This window comes from Candidatus Methylacidiphilales bacterium (assembly GCA_028713655.1).
Classification (GTDB): Bacteria; Verrucomicrobiota; Verrucomicrobiia; order Methylacidiphilales; family JAAUTS01; genus JAQTNW01.
On sequence record JAQTNW010000004.1, the window covers coordinates 46,878 to 61,163 of the forward strand.

Genomic DNA, 14,286 nt, shown 5'->3' on the forward strand with positions numbered 1-14,286 from the left:
GAATGTCATCCACTCCGTGTCGGGAACGTCACCAGGAGATTGTATGATAGCGAAGACCAGCACCATCGAACCCGGCAGCACCGACCTGTCGTTTCCCAACTCAAAAAAAGTGTACCAGGAAGGCTCTCGTCCCGATGTCCGGGTGCCGTTCCGCGAGATTGGGCTTTCGCCCACCAAAACGTTGGATGGCCGGATTGAAGCCAACGAACCGGTGCGGGTGTATGACACGAGCGGCCCCTGGACCGATCCGGATTTTCATGGCGATGTGAAGCAGGGCTTGCCTCTTGTCCGAAGGGCCTGGATTTTGGAACGCGCGGATGTGAATGAGTACGAAGGGCGCAACATTCAGCCCATCGACGACGGTTATCTTTCCGACACGCATGCGCGCCTGCAAAACGGGCATTCATCCCTCGAATTGCAAAATGCGAGGTTTGCGCGCAAGCCGCTCCGGGCATCCAGGGGTTCTCCAGTCACGCAGCTTCATTACGCCCGCCAGGGTGTTATCACGCCTGAGATGGAATTCATCGCCATCCGCGAAAACATGGGCTGCGCGAAGATGGCTGATATGGCGAAGGACAATGTTCGCAATGATCTTCACAAACAACACGTCGGCAGCGGCCAATCGGCCGCATTTGCCCCATTCGTCCCATATGTTTTGGGAAAATTTCCTCAACGCATCCCGAAGGAGATCACGCCCGAGTTTGTTCGCGCCGAAGTCGCCGCGGGCCGCGCGATTATTCCGGCCAACATCAACCATCCCGAATGCGAGCCGATGATCATCGGGCGCAACTTCCTGGTGAAGATCAACGCCAACATCGGGAACAGCGCCGTCGCTTCCAGTATCGAGGAGGAAGTCGAAAAAATGCGCTGGGCCACCTTTTGGGGGGCCGACACCGTGATGGACCTTTCCACGGGCAGGAATATCCACGCCACGCGCGAATGGATCATTCGCAACTCTCCGGTTCCGATTGGCACCGTGCCGATTTACCAGGCGCTCGAAAAAGTCGGAGGCAAGGCCGAGGAACTTACCTGGGAAATGTATCGTGACACGCTTCTTGAACAAGCCGAGCAGGGTGTGGACTACTTCACCATTCACGCAGGCGTGCTTCTGCGCTTCATTCCGCTGACAGCCAACCGCATGACCGGTATCGTCAGCCGGGGAGGCAGCATCATGGCCAAATGGTGCCTTGCGCATCACCAGGAAAGTTTCCTTTACACGCACTGGGACGAGATTTGCGAAATCATGGCCGCCTACGATGTTAGTTTTTCCATTGGGGACGGCCTGCGTCCCGGGTCGGTTGCCGACGCGAACGACGAGGCGCAATTCGCCGAACTCAGGACCCAGGGCGAACTCACCACGCGCGCGTGGCAGCACGGCGTGCAGGTGATGAATGAAGGCCCCGGCCACGTACCGATGCACATGATCGAGGAAAACATGGCCAGGCAACTCGAATGGTGCCACGAGGCTCCGTTCTATACGCTTGGGCCGCTCACGACCGACATCGCTCCCGGTTACGATCACATTACAAGCGGCATCGGCGCGGCGATGATCGGCTGGTACGGCTGCGCGATGCTTTGCTACGTCACGCCGAAAGAGCATCTGGGTTTGCCTGACAAGGATGACGTGCGGGAAGGGGTGGTGACGTACAAACTGGCCGCGCATGCCGCCGATCTGGCCAAGGGGCATCCCGGCGCGCAATATCGCGACAATGCGTTGAGCAAGGCCCGATTTGAATTCAGGTGGGAAGACCAGTTCAACCTCGGCCTGGACCCGTTGCGGGCGCGGGAATACCACGATGAAACCCTGCCGCAGGATGGCGCCAAGAGCGCTCATTTTTGTTCCATGTGCGGGCCGCATTTCTGCTCGATGAAGATCACCGAAGACGTCCGCAAATATGCCGCAGAACAAGGCATCGCGGAGGAAGATGCGTTGAAAAAGGGGATGGAAGAAAAGTCAAAAGAGTTTGTGAAGAAGGGGGCGGAGGTTTACTCGAGAGCGTAATGAACAGCGGGTACCACCATGACTCCGAACCTTGCAGGCTACAAAGGGCCGGGCATGGAGGCTGTCCAACGGCAAAATTTTATCAAATAGGGCTTGCGCCGGGTTTATTTTGTCATAATATTTAACCATATGGTTAAATATATAGCGAGATCGCTGGACCGCACCTTCGCCGCCCTGGCCGACCCGACCCGACGTCGCATCCTCGAACATCTCGCGGGCGGCGACCGCTGCGTGACCGACCTGGCGCGGCCCTACCGGATGTCGCTCCCCGCCGTTTCAAAACATTTGCGCGTTTTGGAACGCGCGGGACTGGTCCGTCGCAAGCGTGACGGGCGCGTGCATCACCTGAAGCTGGAGGCCAAACCCATGCAACAGGCGGAGGCCTGGATCGGGGAATACCGGAAATTCTGGGAGGATAACTTTGATCGTTTGGACGAATACTTGAAACAACTGCAAGCCAAGGAGAAAAAATGAGCACAAACAAAATGACGGAAGGAACAATCAAGCTGCAACTGACCCGTGTGTTTGACGCGCCGTGTGAACTGGTTTGGCGCGCATGGACGGATGTGAACCAATTCAGCCGATGGTTTGGCGCGGCGGCATGCGAAGGATCCTCACTGAAATCGGTGAAGATGGATGCGCGCACGAAGGGGAAATACCGTATCCAGGTGTTGCGTGCGGATGGCGAATTTTTTACAACCGTTGGGGTTTATCGCGAAGTAAAACCACTGGAGCGCCTGGTGTTCACATGGCAGTTTGAAAAGGACGGCAGCGGCAATGAATTCGGCGAAGTCGAGCCTCCCGAAATGCTCGTAACGCTTGAATTCAAGGCACGCGGCAAACAAACGGAACTGACGTTGACGCATGAGAAATTTGCGTCTGTTGAAAGCCGTGACCGCCACAACCTTGGCTGGACCCGTTGCCTCAACGAACTCAGCGCTTTCCTGCCAAAGCAGTGACCCAAGGCCTGGTTGGGAATCGAATCTGATATCACCTGGTGTATTGTCGAATTGCATCCATACTGGGATTGTGCTGACATATTACTAAACGCATATCTATGGAGAATAATCCCCCAAATGCCTGCATTCCCGGTTCCGGCTTTTTCCCGGGATTGCCGCCCGGCAGGCCGCTATTATTGGAGTGTTGGTGTTGACAGGCTGGATGTGGGATATTGACTGGTTCAAGCGCATCCTGCTGGATTTGAAGATGTCCAAGGTGGGTGGATTGGAAGTCCTGCGCCAGATCAAGAATGATCCCAGTCTCAAAATGATTCGGGTCGTCGTGATGACCTCCTCGCGTGAGGAGCAGGATTTGCTGAACAGTTATCAACCTGGCGTGAATGCCTATGTGGTCAAGCCTGTGAAATTCCAGGGATTTGTTGAAGCGGTCAGGCAAATCGGTTGTTTTTGGGCTCTTTTCAATGAGGCGCCGCCCGGGTCCGCCGGACGCGCATAAGCTGTACGCAAAAAGGCAAAATTGTTCAGGCTTTTTTCACGAAGCAGGCTTTAAGGCCGATGGAGATGCCGTCGATCCTGCAGGAAATTTCGTGATCGCCGTCAACAAGGCGGATCGGTTTGGATTTTGTCCCGCCTTTTAGAACCTGCGATGAGCCCTTCAACGGCAAGTCCTTGATCAAAACCACCATGTCTCCGTCAGCGAGCGCATTGCCGTGGGCATCTTTGACGACCCGAGCCTTCTCCGCTTCAGGCTCGCGCTCCCACTCGTGCCCGCAGGTCACGCATTCCCAGTGCGTGGGGTGCTCCATAATTTCGGTCATTTCGCACATCGGACACGAGGACTTGCTCATAAGCCATGCACCTTAACCCGCCGTTATGCTGGCTTTCAAGCGTCTATTGAACAGAGGGTTGATAAAACCTATTTTACGAGCATGCGTTCAATGCGCCGGTCTGGGATGAGCCAGAGGAGTGCAACGAACGCATACAGACTGCTCGCAATCCACGGACTTAGAAACGCGAGCGGGATGGCGGTAAGATAGCACACGGGCGAAAGTTTGCCTTTCCAGTCCTTTCCAATTGCCTCAGCCAGCAGGGAGTTGCGGCCTTGCTCGGCGATGATGGTGCGTTGCAAAATGTAATACGCAAGGGCCGCCATCAAGAGCACGAATCCATAAACGGCTGTGGGTATCGGCGCAAGATGGTTTTCGCCCATCCAGCCTGTCGTGAATGGAAAGAGCGACAGCCAGAACAGCAAATGCAGGTTTGCCCACAGGATGCCGCCGGTTACGAATTTGGTTGAATGGAACATATGATGATGGTTGTTCCAATAAATGCCGACGTAGATAAAGCTCAATACATAGCTTAAGAACACCGGCAGCAACGGTTGCAGACCGCTGAATTCAGTTGTGTGGGGCACTTTCAATTCCAGCACCATGATGGTGATGATGATGGCAAGTACGCCGTCGCTGAAGGCTTCAAGCCGGTTTTTCCGCATCCGGGGATTTTATCCGAGAGACTGCAGCGATGCAATTACTGGTCTTTCCCGCCGGGTGGTGTTACTATGTACAGGCTATGACTACCGAGCCTTCTCTCCCGCCCGATGCAGCCAGTTTGGAAATCGATCTGGCGCAATGTTTTCTCCCGGCGTGGACCAGGGAGGCTGGCAGCTCGGAACGGCTGGCGCGCATGGCCGAACGCGATGCGGGTGGCAGTCGTCGGGAAGGTTCGGGCAGACGGCGTGATGACGGGGGAGGACGCCCGGCCCGGAGATCGGCGCCAGGTGGTGGATTTGGCGCAGGCATGGGCGGCAGCGCAGGCAATCGTCCTAAGCCGCGCGAGAGTGGCAGGCGCGATGGCAGACGGGAAGATCGAGGCCGGGGCGCGCGACACGAACAGCGCCCGGTTCCCGAAGTGCGGAGCGAGCCCGCTTTGACCGGTTGGGAGTTGCAGTTCATACCCGACTCGCACGGGATTGAGGGCCTGGCCCGGCAAATCAAGACCGGAACCAAAGCTTTCCCGTTATTTGAACTTGCCCGGCTTGTTTTGGAAAAGCCGGAGCGTTTCCGTGTGGAGTTCAAGCGTGCGGCAGACACTGCGTCCTCATTGTTCCAACTCAAGATTGACGGCAGTGTTTGGCTAAGCGAACAGGAGGCCATTGCCCATCTGTTGGCGCATCATCTGGACGCATTTTACCGCCGCGAACGCGTGCCCGTGGAACCGCCGAAAGGGGTGTACACTTCCGTGGCCCAGTGCGGACTGAGCGGTGTTGTATTGGGCCCGTCGAATTACCACGATTACCAAAGCAAGATCCGCAAACTGCATGCTGAGCGCTTTGCTCACATGCCTTTCGAAGCGTACAAGAACCGCATTCGCATCGTGAAGGACGAAGCCTTGATTCAGCAGTGGAAGGACGAGCTGAGTTCAAAGGACGAATTTTATCCGCTGGAAATCCCTGAGCGAAGCGAACCGGTCAAACTGGGTACGCTGGCCGAAGTGGAGGCCCATTTCCGGCAAAACCACATGGGGGCGCAGGTCGAGGCGATACGCAGCCGTGTCGCGTTGCCCGGCGCCATGGCCGTGAACCGCTCGGCACCGCCGGTTCAATTGCTGGTGCGGCGCTCGTTGGACGAACTGAGGCGTTTCCCATTGCCGATGGTGCATTTGATAAGCCGGCAACTGGAGTCAAAAGGGCTGAAAATTTTCAAGGCTCACCAAAACGTTACGTATGTTGCTCCCGCCAGTCCGCGGTATCTGGACCGTGAAGCCACCCCCGTTTCCGAAGCGGTGTGGGGCATGCTGGAATATTTGGAAACTCACGTTTCAACGCCAAGAGCCGGGCAATGGAAGGCGCTTCTTGAGCTGCGCCCCCTGGCGCCGGAGATGAGCGAGAGTGCCCGTGAAACTGCCGTGATGGCGGATTTCATCTGGCTCTTGCGTGAAGGGCACGTCATGGATTACGCGGCACGCGGCCTGGAAGTTGCCCGGAAGCCGGCACAGCCAAAGGCCAATCCCAAAAGTTCGCCAGCCGCGGTGGATGGAGCGGGAGCGCAGACAAGCGAGCCCCCCAAAGCCAAGCGCTCCCGCCGCAGACGCCGCCGGGGTCGCGGGCAGGGACGCGGGGAAACTCCCGCAGTTCCAGAAATCGCAGAAGCCGAGATTGCAGAATAGTGAAGTTCCTTGTGCTGCGGTTTATTTCTTCAATTGAGCCGCGATGCCGGCCACGTGTTTGCCCTGGAAACGCGCTTGTGCGAGTTCTTTTGCGCTGGGTTGGCGGGAGCCGTCCGAACCGGCTATGGTAGCGGCGCCCCAGGGCGAACCGCCCTTGACTTCGCTGATGTCGGCCAGTTCGGGACACGCGTAGGGCAGGCCGACGTAGATCATCCCGTGATGAATCAGCGTGGTGACAAAGCTGATGATGGTGCTTTCGTTGCCGCCGCCGGTTCCGGTGCTGGTGAACACACTGCCAACTTTTCCAACAAGTCCGCCCTTGACCCACAGTCCGCCGGTCTGGTCCAGAAAGTTGCGCATCTGCGCGGTCATGTTGCCGAAACGGGTGGGCGTGCCGAAAATGATGGCATCATAGTCGCCCAATTCCTTCGGAGAGGCAACAGGCGCGGCTTGGTCGAGTTTTGCGCCGCTGCGTTGCGCCACTTCAGGTGGCATGGTTTCCGGCACGCGTTTGATGATCACTTCCACGCCTTCGACGGAGCGGGCGCCTTCGGCGATGGCACCGGCCATGGTTTCGATGTGGCCGTACATGGAATAGTAGAGGACGAGGAGTTTGGTCATATGTTTTTTCGGTTGGGTTGGTTTATCGATTGGCTGCTTAATTTAGATCGAATATCAAAACCTGCGAGGGTTTGATTGTGAAAATTTTCAGTTGGGTTTCTTCGCTCACAGCAGCGGCATCACCCCCGAAAAGCCGGTGCCCATTCAGCTCAACTTCGCCTTCGGCGACATGAACCCAAGCATGGCGTCCTTGCGCCAATGAATGTGCCACGCCGTTGCCTGCATCAAGTTTGGCCAGCCAGAGGTCGGCGTCCTGGTGAATCGCAATCGAGCCATCACGGCCGCTTTTGCTGGCAGCGAGCAACAGCTTTCCCGTTGGAGCGTCCTTGAACGACTTTTCCGCATAGCGCGGGCTCACGCCCTTCGCGTTCGGTTTGATCCAGATTTGCAGCAGATGCGCGGCTTCGTCCTCTGATGGGTTAAATTCGCTGTGTTGAACTCCAGAGCCTGCCGCCATGTATTGGACTTCTCCCGCGCGGATCACGCGGCCATTGCCCATGGAATCCTTGTGTTCCAGTGCGCCGCTCAGGATGTAGGTAATGATCTCCATGTCGCGATGCGGATGGGTTCCGAAGCCCATTCCCGGCATGATAAGATCGTCGTTGATGACGCGCAGGCTGCGGAAGCCGTTCCACTGCGGGTCATGATAATCCGCGAAGCTGAATGTGTGGTAACTGTCGAGCCAGCCATGTTCGGCATGGCCGCGTTCGTTTGATTTGCGAATAATCATCATGAAATGAGATTATCACGCATGCCGGTGCGCCGTGAAATATCATGTTTCTTGCCTCAGCATAACTTAAAGGCATGCTCGGGGAATGGAGCTGCGCCACCTTCGCTACTTTGTCGCCGTCGCAGATGAGGAGAATGTTTCGCGCGCGGCCCTCAAGCTGCATGTTTCGCAGCCGGGCTTGAGCAGGCAAATCCATGATCTGGAAGAGGAAATCGGTTTCCAACTTTTCACACGCAGCGCGAAGTCCCTTTATTTGACCGAGGCCGGCAAAATTTTTCTGAATGAGGCGCGCGCGGTGCTCCGGCATGCGGAGGAAGCGGTGAATACGGCCCGGGCCGTCGCCACCGGAAATCGCGGAGAACTTCACATTGGTTATGCCCCCTCGCTGTACGCTCGCATTTTGCCCTCGGTATTGCGTGCGTTTCAAGCTGTCCTTCCCCATGTTCGCGTGGTGCTGCATGATCTGTCCACCGAGGAGATGCTCGCCCAATTGCGGGAAGGGAAGCTGCAGATTGCCCTGCTTGTGCGTCCTTCGCGAACACTGTTGAATGGGTTGCGCTTTGAGGAACTGGGCCGCGAGCTCATGTGCCTGGCAGTGGCGCCAAACCATCCTCTTGCCCGGCGTCGCATGGTAACTTTATCGGAGGCTGTGCGGGAACCGCTTATTGTTTACAGTCGGAAGGAGTATCCTGACTATCATGTATTTTTGGCAGAAACCTTTGCTGCGACGAAACGCAAGCTGCGCATAGCGGAGGAACACGATGGACTTAGCAGCCTCATTGCCTCAGTCGAAGCTGGTGGCGGCGTGGCCGTAGTGTCAAAATCAGTGGCCTGTTTTACCGGAGCGCGACTCAAGCTTTTGCCGCTTTTACCCGCGCCCAAGCAGTTGGTTATTGGGGCCGGGTGGAGCAAAAAGGGCCTTAGCGCCGCCGGGGAGGAATTTTTAAAGTGCGCAAAAAAGGCCGCACTAAAAAAATAACAGGCGAAGGATAAGGGGCATGTGAACGCACCTGCACGGCGGCCAATTCTGACGGAATTTTTGTAACCTTGAGCGGGGTTTGTGGTTTATTTGAATATCCGGCAGTAATTTATGGAGACGGAATGAAGTCATTTTATAAATTATTCGGGGCGATTTGTGCTTGCGTGCTGTGTGAGGCCTGTTGTCTTGCGTATGACCCGTTGTCTGTGGCCAATCCGGATGCCGTCCGCATTCAGGATTTTACGGTGCAGGACAAGGCGCGGAATCGGGAAATTCCCATCCGGGTGTATTGCCCGGTGGACAAGACGCCTGCGCCTGTGGTGCTTTTCAGCCACGGACTTGGCGGGTCGCGCGAGGGCAGTACGTTCCTGGGTCGGCATTGGGCGGGACGGGGTTATATGGCCGTTTTTATGCAGCATCCCGGCAGCGACACCTCGGTTTGGCAGGGCAAACCTCTGCTGGAGCGGATGGGTGCAATGAAAGAAGCCGCCAATGGTCGGAATTTCATTCTGCGGACGGAAGATGTTCCAGCGGTTATCAATCAACTGGAGCTTTGGAACAAAACCTCAGGCCACCCGTTGTCGGGCAGGCTGGATATGGCAAAGTTGGGCATGTCGGGCCATTCGTTCGGCGCTGTTACGACACAGGCAGTGAGCGGACAAAGTTTTGCCATGTTGGGGCCGCGTTATACGGATTCGCGCATCAAAGCCGCCATTGCTTTCAGCCCCAGCGCCCCGCCCGTGGGTGATCCCAGGATGGCATTTGGACGGGTGAAGATTCCCTGGATGCTGATGACCGGCACCAAGGACCTGGCACCGATCGGCGGCGCCACGATGGAGACGCGCCGAGCTGTTTATTCGGCTTTGCCGCCGGGCGGCAAGTATGAACTGGTTCTTTATAATGCGGAGCATTCGGTTTTCACCGATCGTGCGTTGCCCGGCGATCATGAACCGCGCAACCCCAACCATCACCGCGTTATTCTGGCCTTGAGCACGGCTTTTTGGGACGTATGGCTGCGCGGTGACGCGGAGGCGAAGGCTTGGCTTGAGAGTGCCGGGCCGGCGTCGGTGCTTGAGTCCAACGACCACTGGCAGTACAAGTAGCCCACTTGGCCGGCTTATGACCGGGTATTTTGAAATAAGCGGCTTTTATATCGTGCAATACGGGTCATCCACCCTTGACTTTGTTAGGTATTCCGCCTCAACTCTCCATCTCGAAAAACAACAAAGGAGAGTTATATCATGAACCCAATTATTCTGATTATTCTGGCCATCTTGATTCCGCCGCTTGCAGTTTATCTCAAAACAAATTCAGCCAAAGACACGATCATCAACGTGATTCTTTGTTTTGTGTTTTGGGTTCCAGCCGTCCTCCACGCGCTCTATATTGTCCTGAAATAAGGCGTTCAGGCCCGGCTGTGCAGGACCTTGTCCTGTTCATATTCTAATATTGCGAAGGAGCGGCGCTCTGATAGCCTTATATTGTGCTCCAGACCCAATCCGATCCCGTAGATTTGATGGGCAAATGCCGGGCCTATATTGAATCCCAAGGTTCCGTCAAAGTTCTCAAAAACACGTCGTTTTATCCTTCGGTGGCTTTTTCACGCCAGGCGGGCGCGGGGGGGCTCGTGGTGGCCCGATTATTGGTTGATTACCTTGAAGAGCACCGCAAAAGGACCGAACCGGCCTGGACCCTCTTCGATCGCAATCTGGTGCATCAGATCCTCGAAGACCACGATCTGCCGCGATCCATTGAAAAATTTTATCCGGAAGATGTGCGTTCCGAGCTGGAAAGCACGGTGGAGGAAATGTTGGGATTGCATCCGTCCACAGCCACCATGGTCGAGCAGACGAGCAAGACGATCATCAAGCTTGCGAACAAAGGCCATGCGGTTCTCGTGGGCAGGGGAGCCAATATCATCACGCATGGATTGAATAACATGATTCATGTGCGCCTGGTCGCCCCGCTGGATTTCCGGTTAAAGCACATCAAACAATTTTACAGTTTGAGCACGTCGGAAGGGCTGGCTTATATCAATCAGGCGGACCGGGCGCGGGCGCGTTATGTGAAACGTTATTTCAGCCGAAATATTGAAGATCCATTGCAATACGATCTCGTTATCAATACCGCCACGATAGGCTTCGAGGCTGCGGCGGGATTGATCGCCACCGCGGTGGCCGCCCTGGAGGCCGGGCAAGGCCGCGCCGGTTAAAACTCAAACGCAAATGGCGAGAGCCGTTCCACGAGGGCGTTTATCACGCGCCGTTCCTCTTCCACACTGGCAGCCTGGAAGGTGACGCTGAATCGCACATACGTTCCGGCGTCGTCCCAGGGTACAGTGGAGATGGAATGCTCGCGGATCAGCCATTGTGAAAAGTCCTCGGCGCTGGCGAATTCGGCGGACTTGCATCCGCTTGCCACGCGTTTTGGGCTTTTCACATAAAGGAAAAAGGAGCCCTTTGGCTTGGCGGCCTTGAATCCGAGGCGGTTCAGCGCCTGCACCAGCAGATCCATGCGGCGTGAATATTTGGCGGCGATTTTTTCCGTGATCTCGGGATGTTCGAAGCAATACGCGGCCGCGTTCTGAATGGCCAGGAACTGGCCGGAATCGGTGTTGTCCTTGACGTCGCCATACGCTTTCACGAGCAACTCATTGCCCGAGACGAACCCGCAGCGCCAGCCGGTCATGTTGAACGATTTGCTGGTGGAATGCAGTTCAATGCCGACGTCGATGGCGCCCGGCGTGGCCAGGAAACTCAGGGGTTTGCCTTCAAAAACAAGCGCGGTGTAGGCGGCGTCATGGATGACCACGATGCTGTTCCTTTTGGCAAACAAAACCGCTTTTTCGAAAAAGGCCGGGCTGGCGCTGGCGCCTGTTGGATTGTTAGGATAATTAATGACAAGTACCTTGGCTTTTTTCAGGATGTCCTCAGGGATGGAATCCAAGTCAGGCAAAAAATTGTTTTCAACAGTGAGTTTCAGGTTGTGAACAATGCCGCCGTAATACCTGGCATGCGTGCCAAAAACCGGGTAACCGGGAGTGGTCATCAGTACGATGTCGCCGGGATTGATCAGGGCCGCAGGCAGGATGCTGAGAGCGGCCTTGGAGCCGATGGAATGCAAAACCTGGGTTTCGGGGTCGATGGACACGCCGCAGACATTCTTCAAATAGCGCGCCGCAGCTTCCTTGAGCCGCGCCCCGCCGTTGTCGGAGTATCCCCGGTTCTCGGGCTTGCGCGCTTCAGAGGCCAGGGCGGCCACCACCTCGGGAAAGGCCATTTCGTCGGGTTCGCCGACGCCAAGGTCAAACAGCTCAACATTTGGGCGTTCCTGCAGAGCCGCCCTTTTGGCCCGCTTGATTTTCTCAAATTTATAAATGGCTGTGTCCAGGCCGTAGCGGTTCCCTCCGATACGGTCGGCGAATAAGTTTTGAATGTAGCTGTCTGACATCTATGCTTCCTCCATTAAACCATGAAAATTATTACGAGCTCACGGCAAATGCAACGACAAGCTTTGCAATTCAAGCGGCTGGGTCGAAAAATCTCCTTTGTGCCCACCATGGGGGCCCTGCATGCCGGGCACCTGAGTTTGGTGCGCCTGGCCCGTAAAAAATCGGATATGGTGGTGATGAGCATCTACGTCAACCCAACCCAGTTCGGGCCGAAAGAGGATTTTTCCAGATATCCACGGCCTTTCCGCAAGGACGCGCGCCTGGCGGCGGCAGCGGGGGTGGATATCCTGTTTGCCCCACGGAATCTCTATATGCCGGACGATTCCACGCAGGTTTCAGAGAGCCGCCTCTCCCAAGGGCGTTGCGGACGGTTCAGGCCGGGCCATTTCGACGGGGTCACGACCGTGGTTGCCAAACTCCTGAACATCGTCCAGCCTGACGTGGCGGTTTTTGGGCAAAAGGATGCCCAGCAATGTGATGTATTGGAACGTATGGCGAGAGACTTGTATTTTCCGGTCCAGATGGTCCGGGCGCCGATTTTGCGCGACAGCAGGGGGCTTGCGATGAGCTCGCGGAACGCCTATTTGAGCGCCCGCGAGTATGAAACAGCTTTGAACCTGTCCCAGATTCTGAATAGGGCCGCGAAGGCTGGCATGGGGAGCGCAGTGGCGCGCGCCCGCAAGCTTTTGTCAAGGGCGCCGGGAATGAAGCTTCAATATGTGGAGGCTGAGGCGGGCAGATTGTGCGCTGCTGTGCAGGTGGGCTCCACGCGGTTGATTGACAATGTTCCCCTTAAGGTGAAATAAAGCGAGCAGGCGGCGCCGGAATATTTCCAAATGAGTCAGTTCCGTATTTTAATTTTGCTGGCAGTTTTGATCCAGCCTGTGTTCCGTGCCCGGGCGGACGACTGGAAAGAAGCAAAGGTGGATGGCCTTCCCTGTGTCACGTTTAATTCATTTTGCCAGTTTTATGAATTTACGCAGGCGCCGGTTCCGGATGACAAGCCTTTCACCATCAAGGGAATTTATGGCACGCTGACGCTTCGTTCGGGCAATCGCGAGGCTGGCTTCAACGGGCGCAAAGTCTGGTTGAGTTATCCTTTTATCAAAAAAGACGACGGCACTTGTTATGTCTCCCGGCTCGATGTGATCAAACTCTTCGACCCGTTGCTGAGGCGCGCCGAGGTGGCGCCGCGCCATCCGGTCAAGGGGGTCATTATCGATCCCGGGCATGGCGGCACGGATGAGGGCGCCAAGAGCCGCAGTGGCAACCTGGAAAAGAACATGACCCTGGATACCGCGATGCGGTTGAAGGAAATACTGACCGGGCAGGGGATCCCGGTCCGGCTCACCCGAAATTCGGACTTGTATCATCTGCTGGAAGAGAGGGCTGACATTGCAAACCGCAATCCTGACTATATTTTTGTCAGCCTGCACTACAACTGCAGCACGCCCTCGGCGCACGGAATTGAAATTTATAGCCTAACTCCACAGTATGCGTCATCAACCTCGGATGGCTCGTATCAGAGAAGGTCCGACCGCGAGCGCCAGCTTGGCAATGACAAGGACCAGTTGAACATCCTGCTTTCGGACTTCGTTTATCAGCAGGCCCTCAAGCTGTTCCCGCAGGATGGGGACCGGGGCATGAAGCGCGCGCGGTTTGTTGTTTTGCGGGAAACCAAAATTCCGGCCGTCCTGGTTGAGGGAGGTTTCCTGAGCAATCCGAGCGACGCCCGGATGATCGCCACGCCCGCATACCGGCAGCAACTCGCGGAGGCGGTAGCTCTCGGGATCAAAAACTACATGGCTTTGATGAACAGCCCGGTCGGCCGCGCTCCGCTGGTAATCCAGCAGACCGTTACAAAGCCCCCGGCCAAACCGGCGCCCAAGCCTTTGCAGCCTACGGCTGTTCCGCAGCAGGTTTCGCCAACACCTCCTGTTCTCGCGCCAGTCCCGGAAGGTCCGTTGCAACCGTCGGCGATTACGCCCGTGCTTCCTGAAGAAAAGCCGTCCGAGAATCCGGCGCCTGCTCCGGAAGCCTCGACGCCCGCCACCAAGGCGCAGAATGAGAAACCTGCAGTTCCAGCGCCCGGGACTACGCTCTCTCCAGCCCAGGAACCGGTGATCACCCCGGTGACCTCCGAGCAAGCAAAGCCTGCGGAACCGCCGAAAACAACGCCAGTAACCCCCGACTTGAGCAAGCCGGTGGAATCTCCGAAGACAGCTCCGGAAAATTCCGATGTGAAAAAGCCCGTTGTGGTGCCTTCGTTTAAAGAATGGAAAAGGCCCGTGGATAACCAGCCCGAAGGCGGGTCGGAGTCCAAACCTGCGGATCCGAAACCCGAGCCTGCGGCTACAACAACCAAATCAAACTAATTTT

The 14,286-nt window shown here is 56.3% G+C and carries 16 protein-coding genes; 11 read left to right on the top strand and 5 right to left on the bottom strand.

Going from position 1 to position 14,286, the window contains the following annotated elements; all coding sequences use genetic code 11:
* Positions 1-43 precede the first annotated feature (43 nt).
* The 4 genes from thiC (at position 44) to PHD76_02275 (ending at position 3,457) form a co-directional block, all read left to right on the top strand.
* Entirely contained in the window at positions 44-2,002 is a 1,959-nt protein-coding gene (thiC, locus tag PHD76_02260) for a phosphomethylpyrimidine synthase ThiC (protein ID MDD5260647.1), read from the top strand.
* 129 nt (positions 2,003-2,131) lie between these two features.
* Positions 2,132-2,476 carry a metalloregulator ArsR/SmtB family transcription factor gene (locus PHD76_02265; GenBank protein MDD5260648.1) on the top strand — a complete coding sequence of 115 codons (345 nt, stop codon included), beginning with the start codon at positions 2,132-2,134 and terminating at the stop codon, positions 2,474-2,476.
* The gene (locus PHD76_02270; GenBank protein MDD5260649.1) at positions 2,473-2,961 is read left to right on the top strand and encodes an SRPBCC domain-containing protein; all 489 of its coding nucleotides are present in this window, start codon (positions 2,473-2,475) and stop codon (positions 2,959-2,961) included. The genes PHD76_02265 and PHD76_02270 overlap by 4 nt, the downstream gene beginning before the upstream one ends.
* A gap of 202 nt (positions 2,962-3,163) precedes the next feature.
* Positions 3,164-3,457 carry a response regulator gene (locus PHD76_02275; protein ID MDD5260650.1) on the top strand — a complete coding sequence of 98 codons (294 nt, stop codon included), beginning with the start codon at positions 3,164-3,166 and terminating at the stop codon, positions 3,455-3,457.
* Between the two features lie 25 nt (positions 3,458-3,482).
* Here PHD76_02275 and PHD76_02280 read toward each other — a convergent pair whose 3' ends face one another.
* Together PHD76_02280 and PHD76_02285 are read right to left on the bottom strand one after the other, a co-directional pair.
* Complete coding sequence (locus tag PHD76_02280) at positions 3,483-3,809, bottom strand: zinc ribbon domain-containing protein YjdM (GenBank protein MDD5260651.1); 327 nt, start codon at positions 3,807-3,809, stop codon at positions 3,483-3,485.
* Positions 3,810-3,877: 68 nt separating this feature from the next.
* Positions 3,878-4,453, bottom strand: coding sequence for a TMEM175 family protein (locus PHD76_02285; protein ID MDD5260652.1), 576 nt, complete (start codon positions 4,451-4,453; stop codon positions 3,878-3,880).
* Between the two features lie 77 nt (positions 4,454-4,530).
* On the opposite strand from PHD76_02285, the gene PHD76_02290 reads away from it, so the two are divergent.
* Positions 4,531-6,126: a hypothetical protein gene (locus tag PHD76_02290; protein MDD5260653.1), complete on the top strand. Its 1,596-nt coding sequence runs from the start codon at positions 4,531-4,533 to the stop codon at positions 6,124-6,126.
* A 21-nt stretch (positions 6,127-6,147) separates the two neighbouring features.
* Here the strand turns inward: PHD76_02290 and wrbA are convergent, their stop codons facing one another.
* A complete protein-coding gene (wrbA, locus tag PHD76_02295) occupies positions 6,148-6,747 on the bottom strand; it encodes an NAD(P)H:quinone oxidoreductase (protein MDD5260654.1) in 600 nt (199 codons plus the stop codon).
* Between the two features lie 37 nt (positions 6,748-6,784).
* On the bottom strand, positions 6,785-7,480 hold the full coding sequence (locus PHD76_02300; GenBank protein ID MDD5260655.1) for a pirin family protein: 696 nt from the start codon (positions 7,478-7,480) through the stop codon (positions 6,785-6,787).
* Between the two features lie 82 nt (positions 7,481-7,562).
* Between PHD76_02300 and PHD76_02305 the strand changes: the two genes are divergently transcribed.
* The 4 genes from PHD76_02305 (at position 7,563) to PHD76_02320 (ending at position 10,668) form a co-directional block, all read left to right on the top strand.
* Entirely contained in the window at positions 7,563-8,456 is an 894-nt protein-coding gene (locus PHD76_02305; GenBank protein ID MDD5260656.1) for a LysR substrate-binding domain-containing protein, read from the top strand.
* A gap of 122 nt (positions 8,457-8,578) precedes the next feature.
* A complete protein-coding gene (locus PHD76_02310; protein MDD5260657.1) occupies positions 8,579-9,559 on the top strand; it encodes a hypothetical protein in 981 nt (326 codons plus the stop codon).
* Between the two features lie 138 nt (positions 9,560-9,697).
* Positions 9,698-9,856 carry a YqaE/Pmp3 family membrane protein gene (locus PHD76_02315; protein MDD5260658.1) on the top strand — a complete coding sequence of 53 codons (159 nt, stop codon included), beginning with the start codon at positions 9,698-9,700 and terminating at the stop codon, positions 9,854-9,856.
* Between the two features lie 83 nt (positions 9,857-9,939).
* On the top strand, positions 9,940-10,668 hold the full coding sequence (locus tag PHD76_02320; GenBank protein MDD5260659.1) for a cytidylate kinase-like family protein: 729 nt from the start codon (positions 9,940-9,942) through the stop codon (positions 10,666-10,668).
* Here the strand turns inward: PHD76_02320 and PHD76_02325 are convergent.
* A complete protein-coding gene (locus PHD76_02325; protein MDD5260660.1) occupies positions 10,665-11,906 on the bottom strand; it encodes an LL-diaminopimelate aminotransferase in 1,242 nt (413 codons plus the stop codon). The two genes, PHD76_02320 and PHD76_02325, sit on opposite strands and share 4 nt — an antisense overlap.
* 21 nt (positions 11,907-11,927) lie before the next feature.
* On the opposite strand from PHD76_02325, the gene panC reads away from it, so the two are divergent.
* Both panC and PHD76_02335 read left to right on the top strand, forming a co-directional pair.
* Positions 11,928-12,713: a pantoate--beta-alanine ligase gene (gene panC / locus PHD76_02330; protein ID MDD5260661.1), complete on the top strand. Its 786-nt coding sequence runs from the start codon at positions 11,928-11,930 to the stop codon at positions 12,711-12,713.
* Between the two features lie 30 nt (positions 12,714-12,743).
* Positions 12,744-14,282: an N-acetylmuramoyl-L-alanine amidase gene (locus tag PHD76_02335; GenBank protein MDD5260662.1), complete on the top strand. Its 1,539-nt coding sequence runs from the start codon at positions 12,744-12,746 to the stop codon at positions 14,280-14,282.
* The last annotated feature ends 4 nt before the right edge of the window (positions 14,283-14,286 follow it).

Bases quoted from the DNA above. Each gene is read 5' to 3' on its own strand.
- thiC (MDD5260647.1), top strand. From the start codon at position 44: ATGATAGCGAAGACCAGCACCATCGAACCCGGCAGCACCGACCTGTCG.
- PHD76_02265 (MDD5260648.1), top strand. From the start codon at position 2,132: ATGGTTAAATATATAGCGAGATCGCTGGACCGCACCTTCGCCGCCCTG.
- PHD76_02270 (MDD5260649.1), top strand. From the start codon at position 2,473: ATGAGCACAAACAAAATGACGGAAGGAACAATCAAGCTGCAACTGACC.
- PHD76_02275 (MDD5260650.1), top strand. From the start codon at position 3,164: ATGTGGGATATTGACTGGTTCAAGCGCATCCTGCTGGATTTGAAGATG.
- PHD76_02280 (MDD5260651.1), bottom strand. From the start codon at position 3,809: ATGAGCAAGTCCTCGTGTCCGATGTGCGAAATGACCGAAATTATGGAG.
- PHD76_02285 (MDD5260652.1), bottom strand. From the start codon at position 4,453: ATGCGGAAAAACCGGCTTGAAGCCTTCAGCGACGGCGTACTTGCCATC.
- PHD76_02290 (MDD5260653.1), top strand. From the start codon at position 4,531: ATGACTACCGAGCCTTCTCTCCCGCCCGATGCAGCCAGTTTGGAAATC.
- wrbA (MDD5260654.1), bottom strand. From the start codon at position 6,747: ATGACCAAACTCCTCGTCCTCTACTATTCCATGTACGGCCACATCGAA.
- PHD76_02300 (MDD5260655.1), bottom strand. From the start codon at position 7,480: ATGATGATTATTCGCAAATCAAACGAACGCGGCCATGCCGAACATGGC.
- PHD76_02305 (MDD5260656.1), top strand. From the start codon at position 7,563: ATGGAGCTGCGCCACCTTCGCTACTTTGTCGCCGTCGCAGATGAGGAG.
- PHD76_02310 (MDD5260657.1), top strand. From the start codon at position 8,579: ATGAAGTCATTTTATAAATTATTCGGGGCGATTTGTGCTTGCGTGCTG.
- PHD76_02315 (MDD5260658.1), top strand. From the start codon at position 9,698: ATGAACCCAATTATTCTGATTATTCTGGCCATCTTGATTCCGCCGCTT.
- PHD76_02325 (MDD5260660.1), bottom strand. From the start codon at position 11,906: ATGTCAGACAGCTACATTCAAAACTTATTCGCCGACCGTATCGGAGGG.
- panC (MDD5260661.1), top strand. From the start codon at position 11,928: ATGAAAATTATTACGAGCTCACGGCAAATGCAACGACAAGCTTTGCAA.
- PHD76_02335 (MDD5260662.1), top strand. From the start codon at position 12,744: ATGAGTCAGTTCCGTATTTTAATTTTGCTGGCAGTTTTGATCCAGCCT.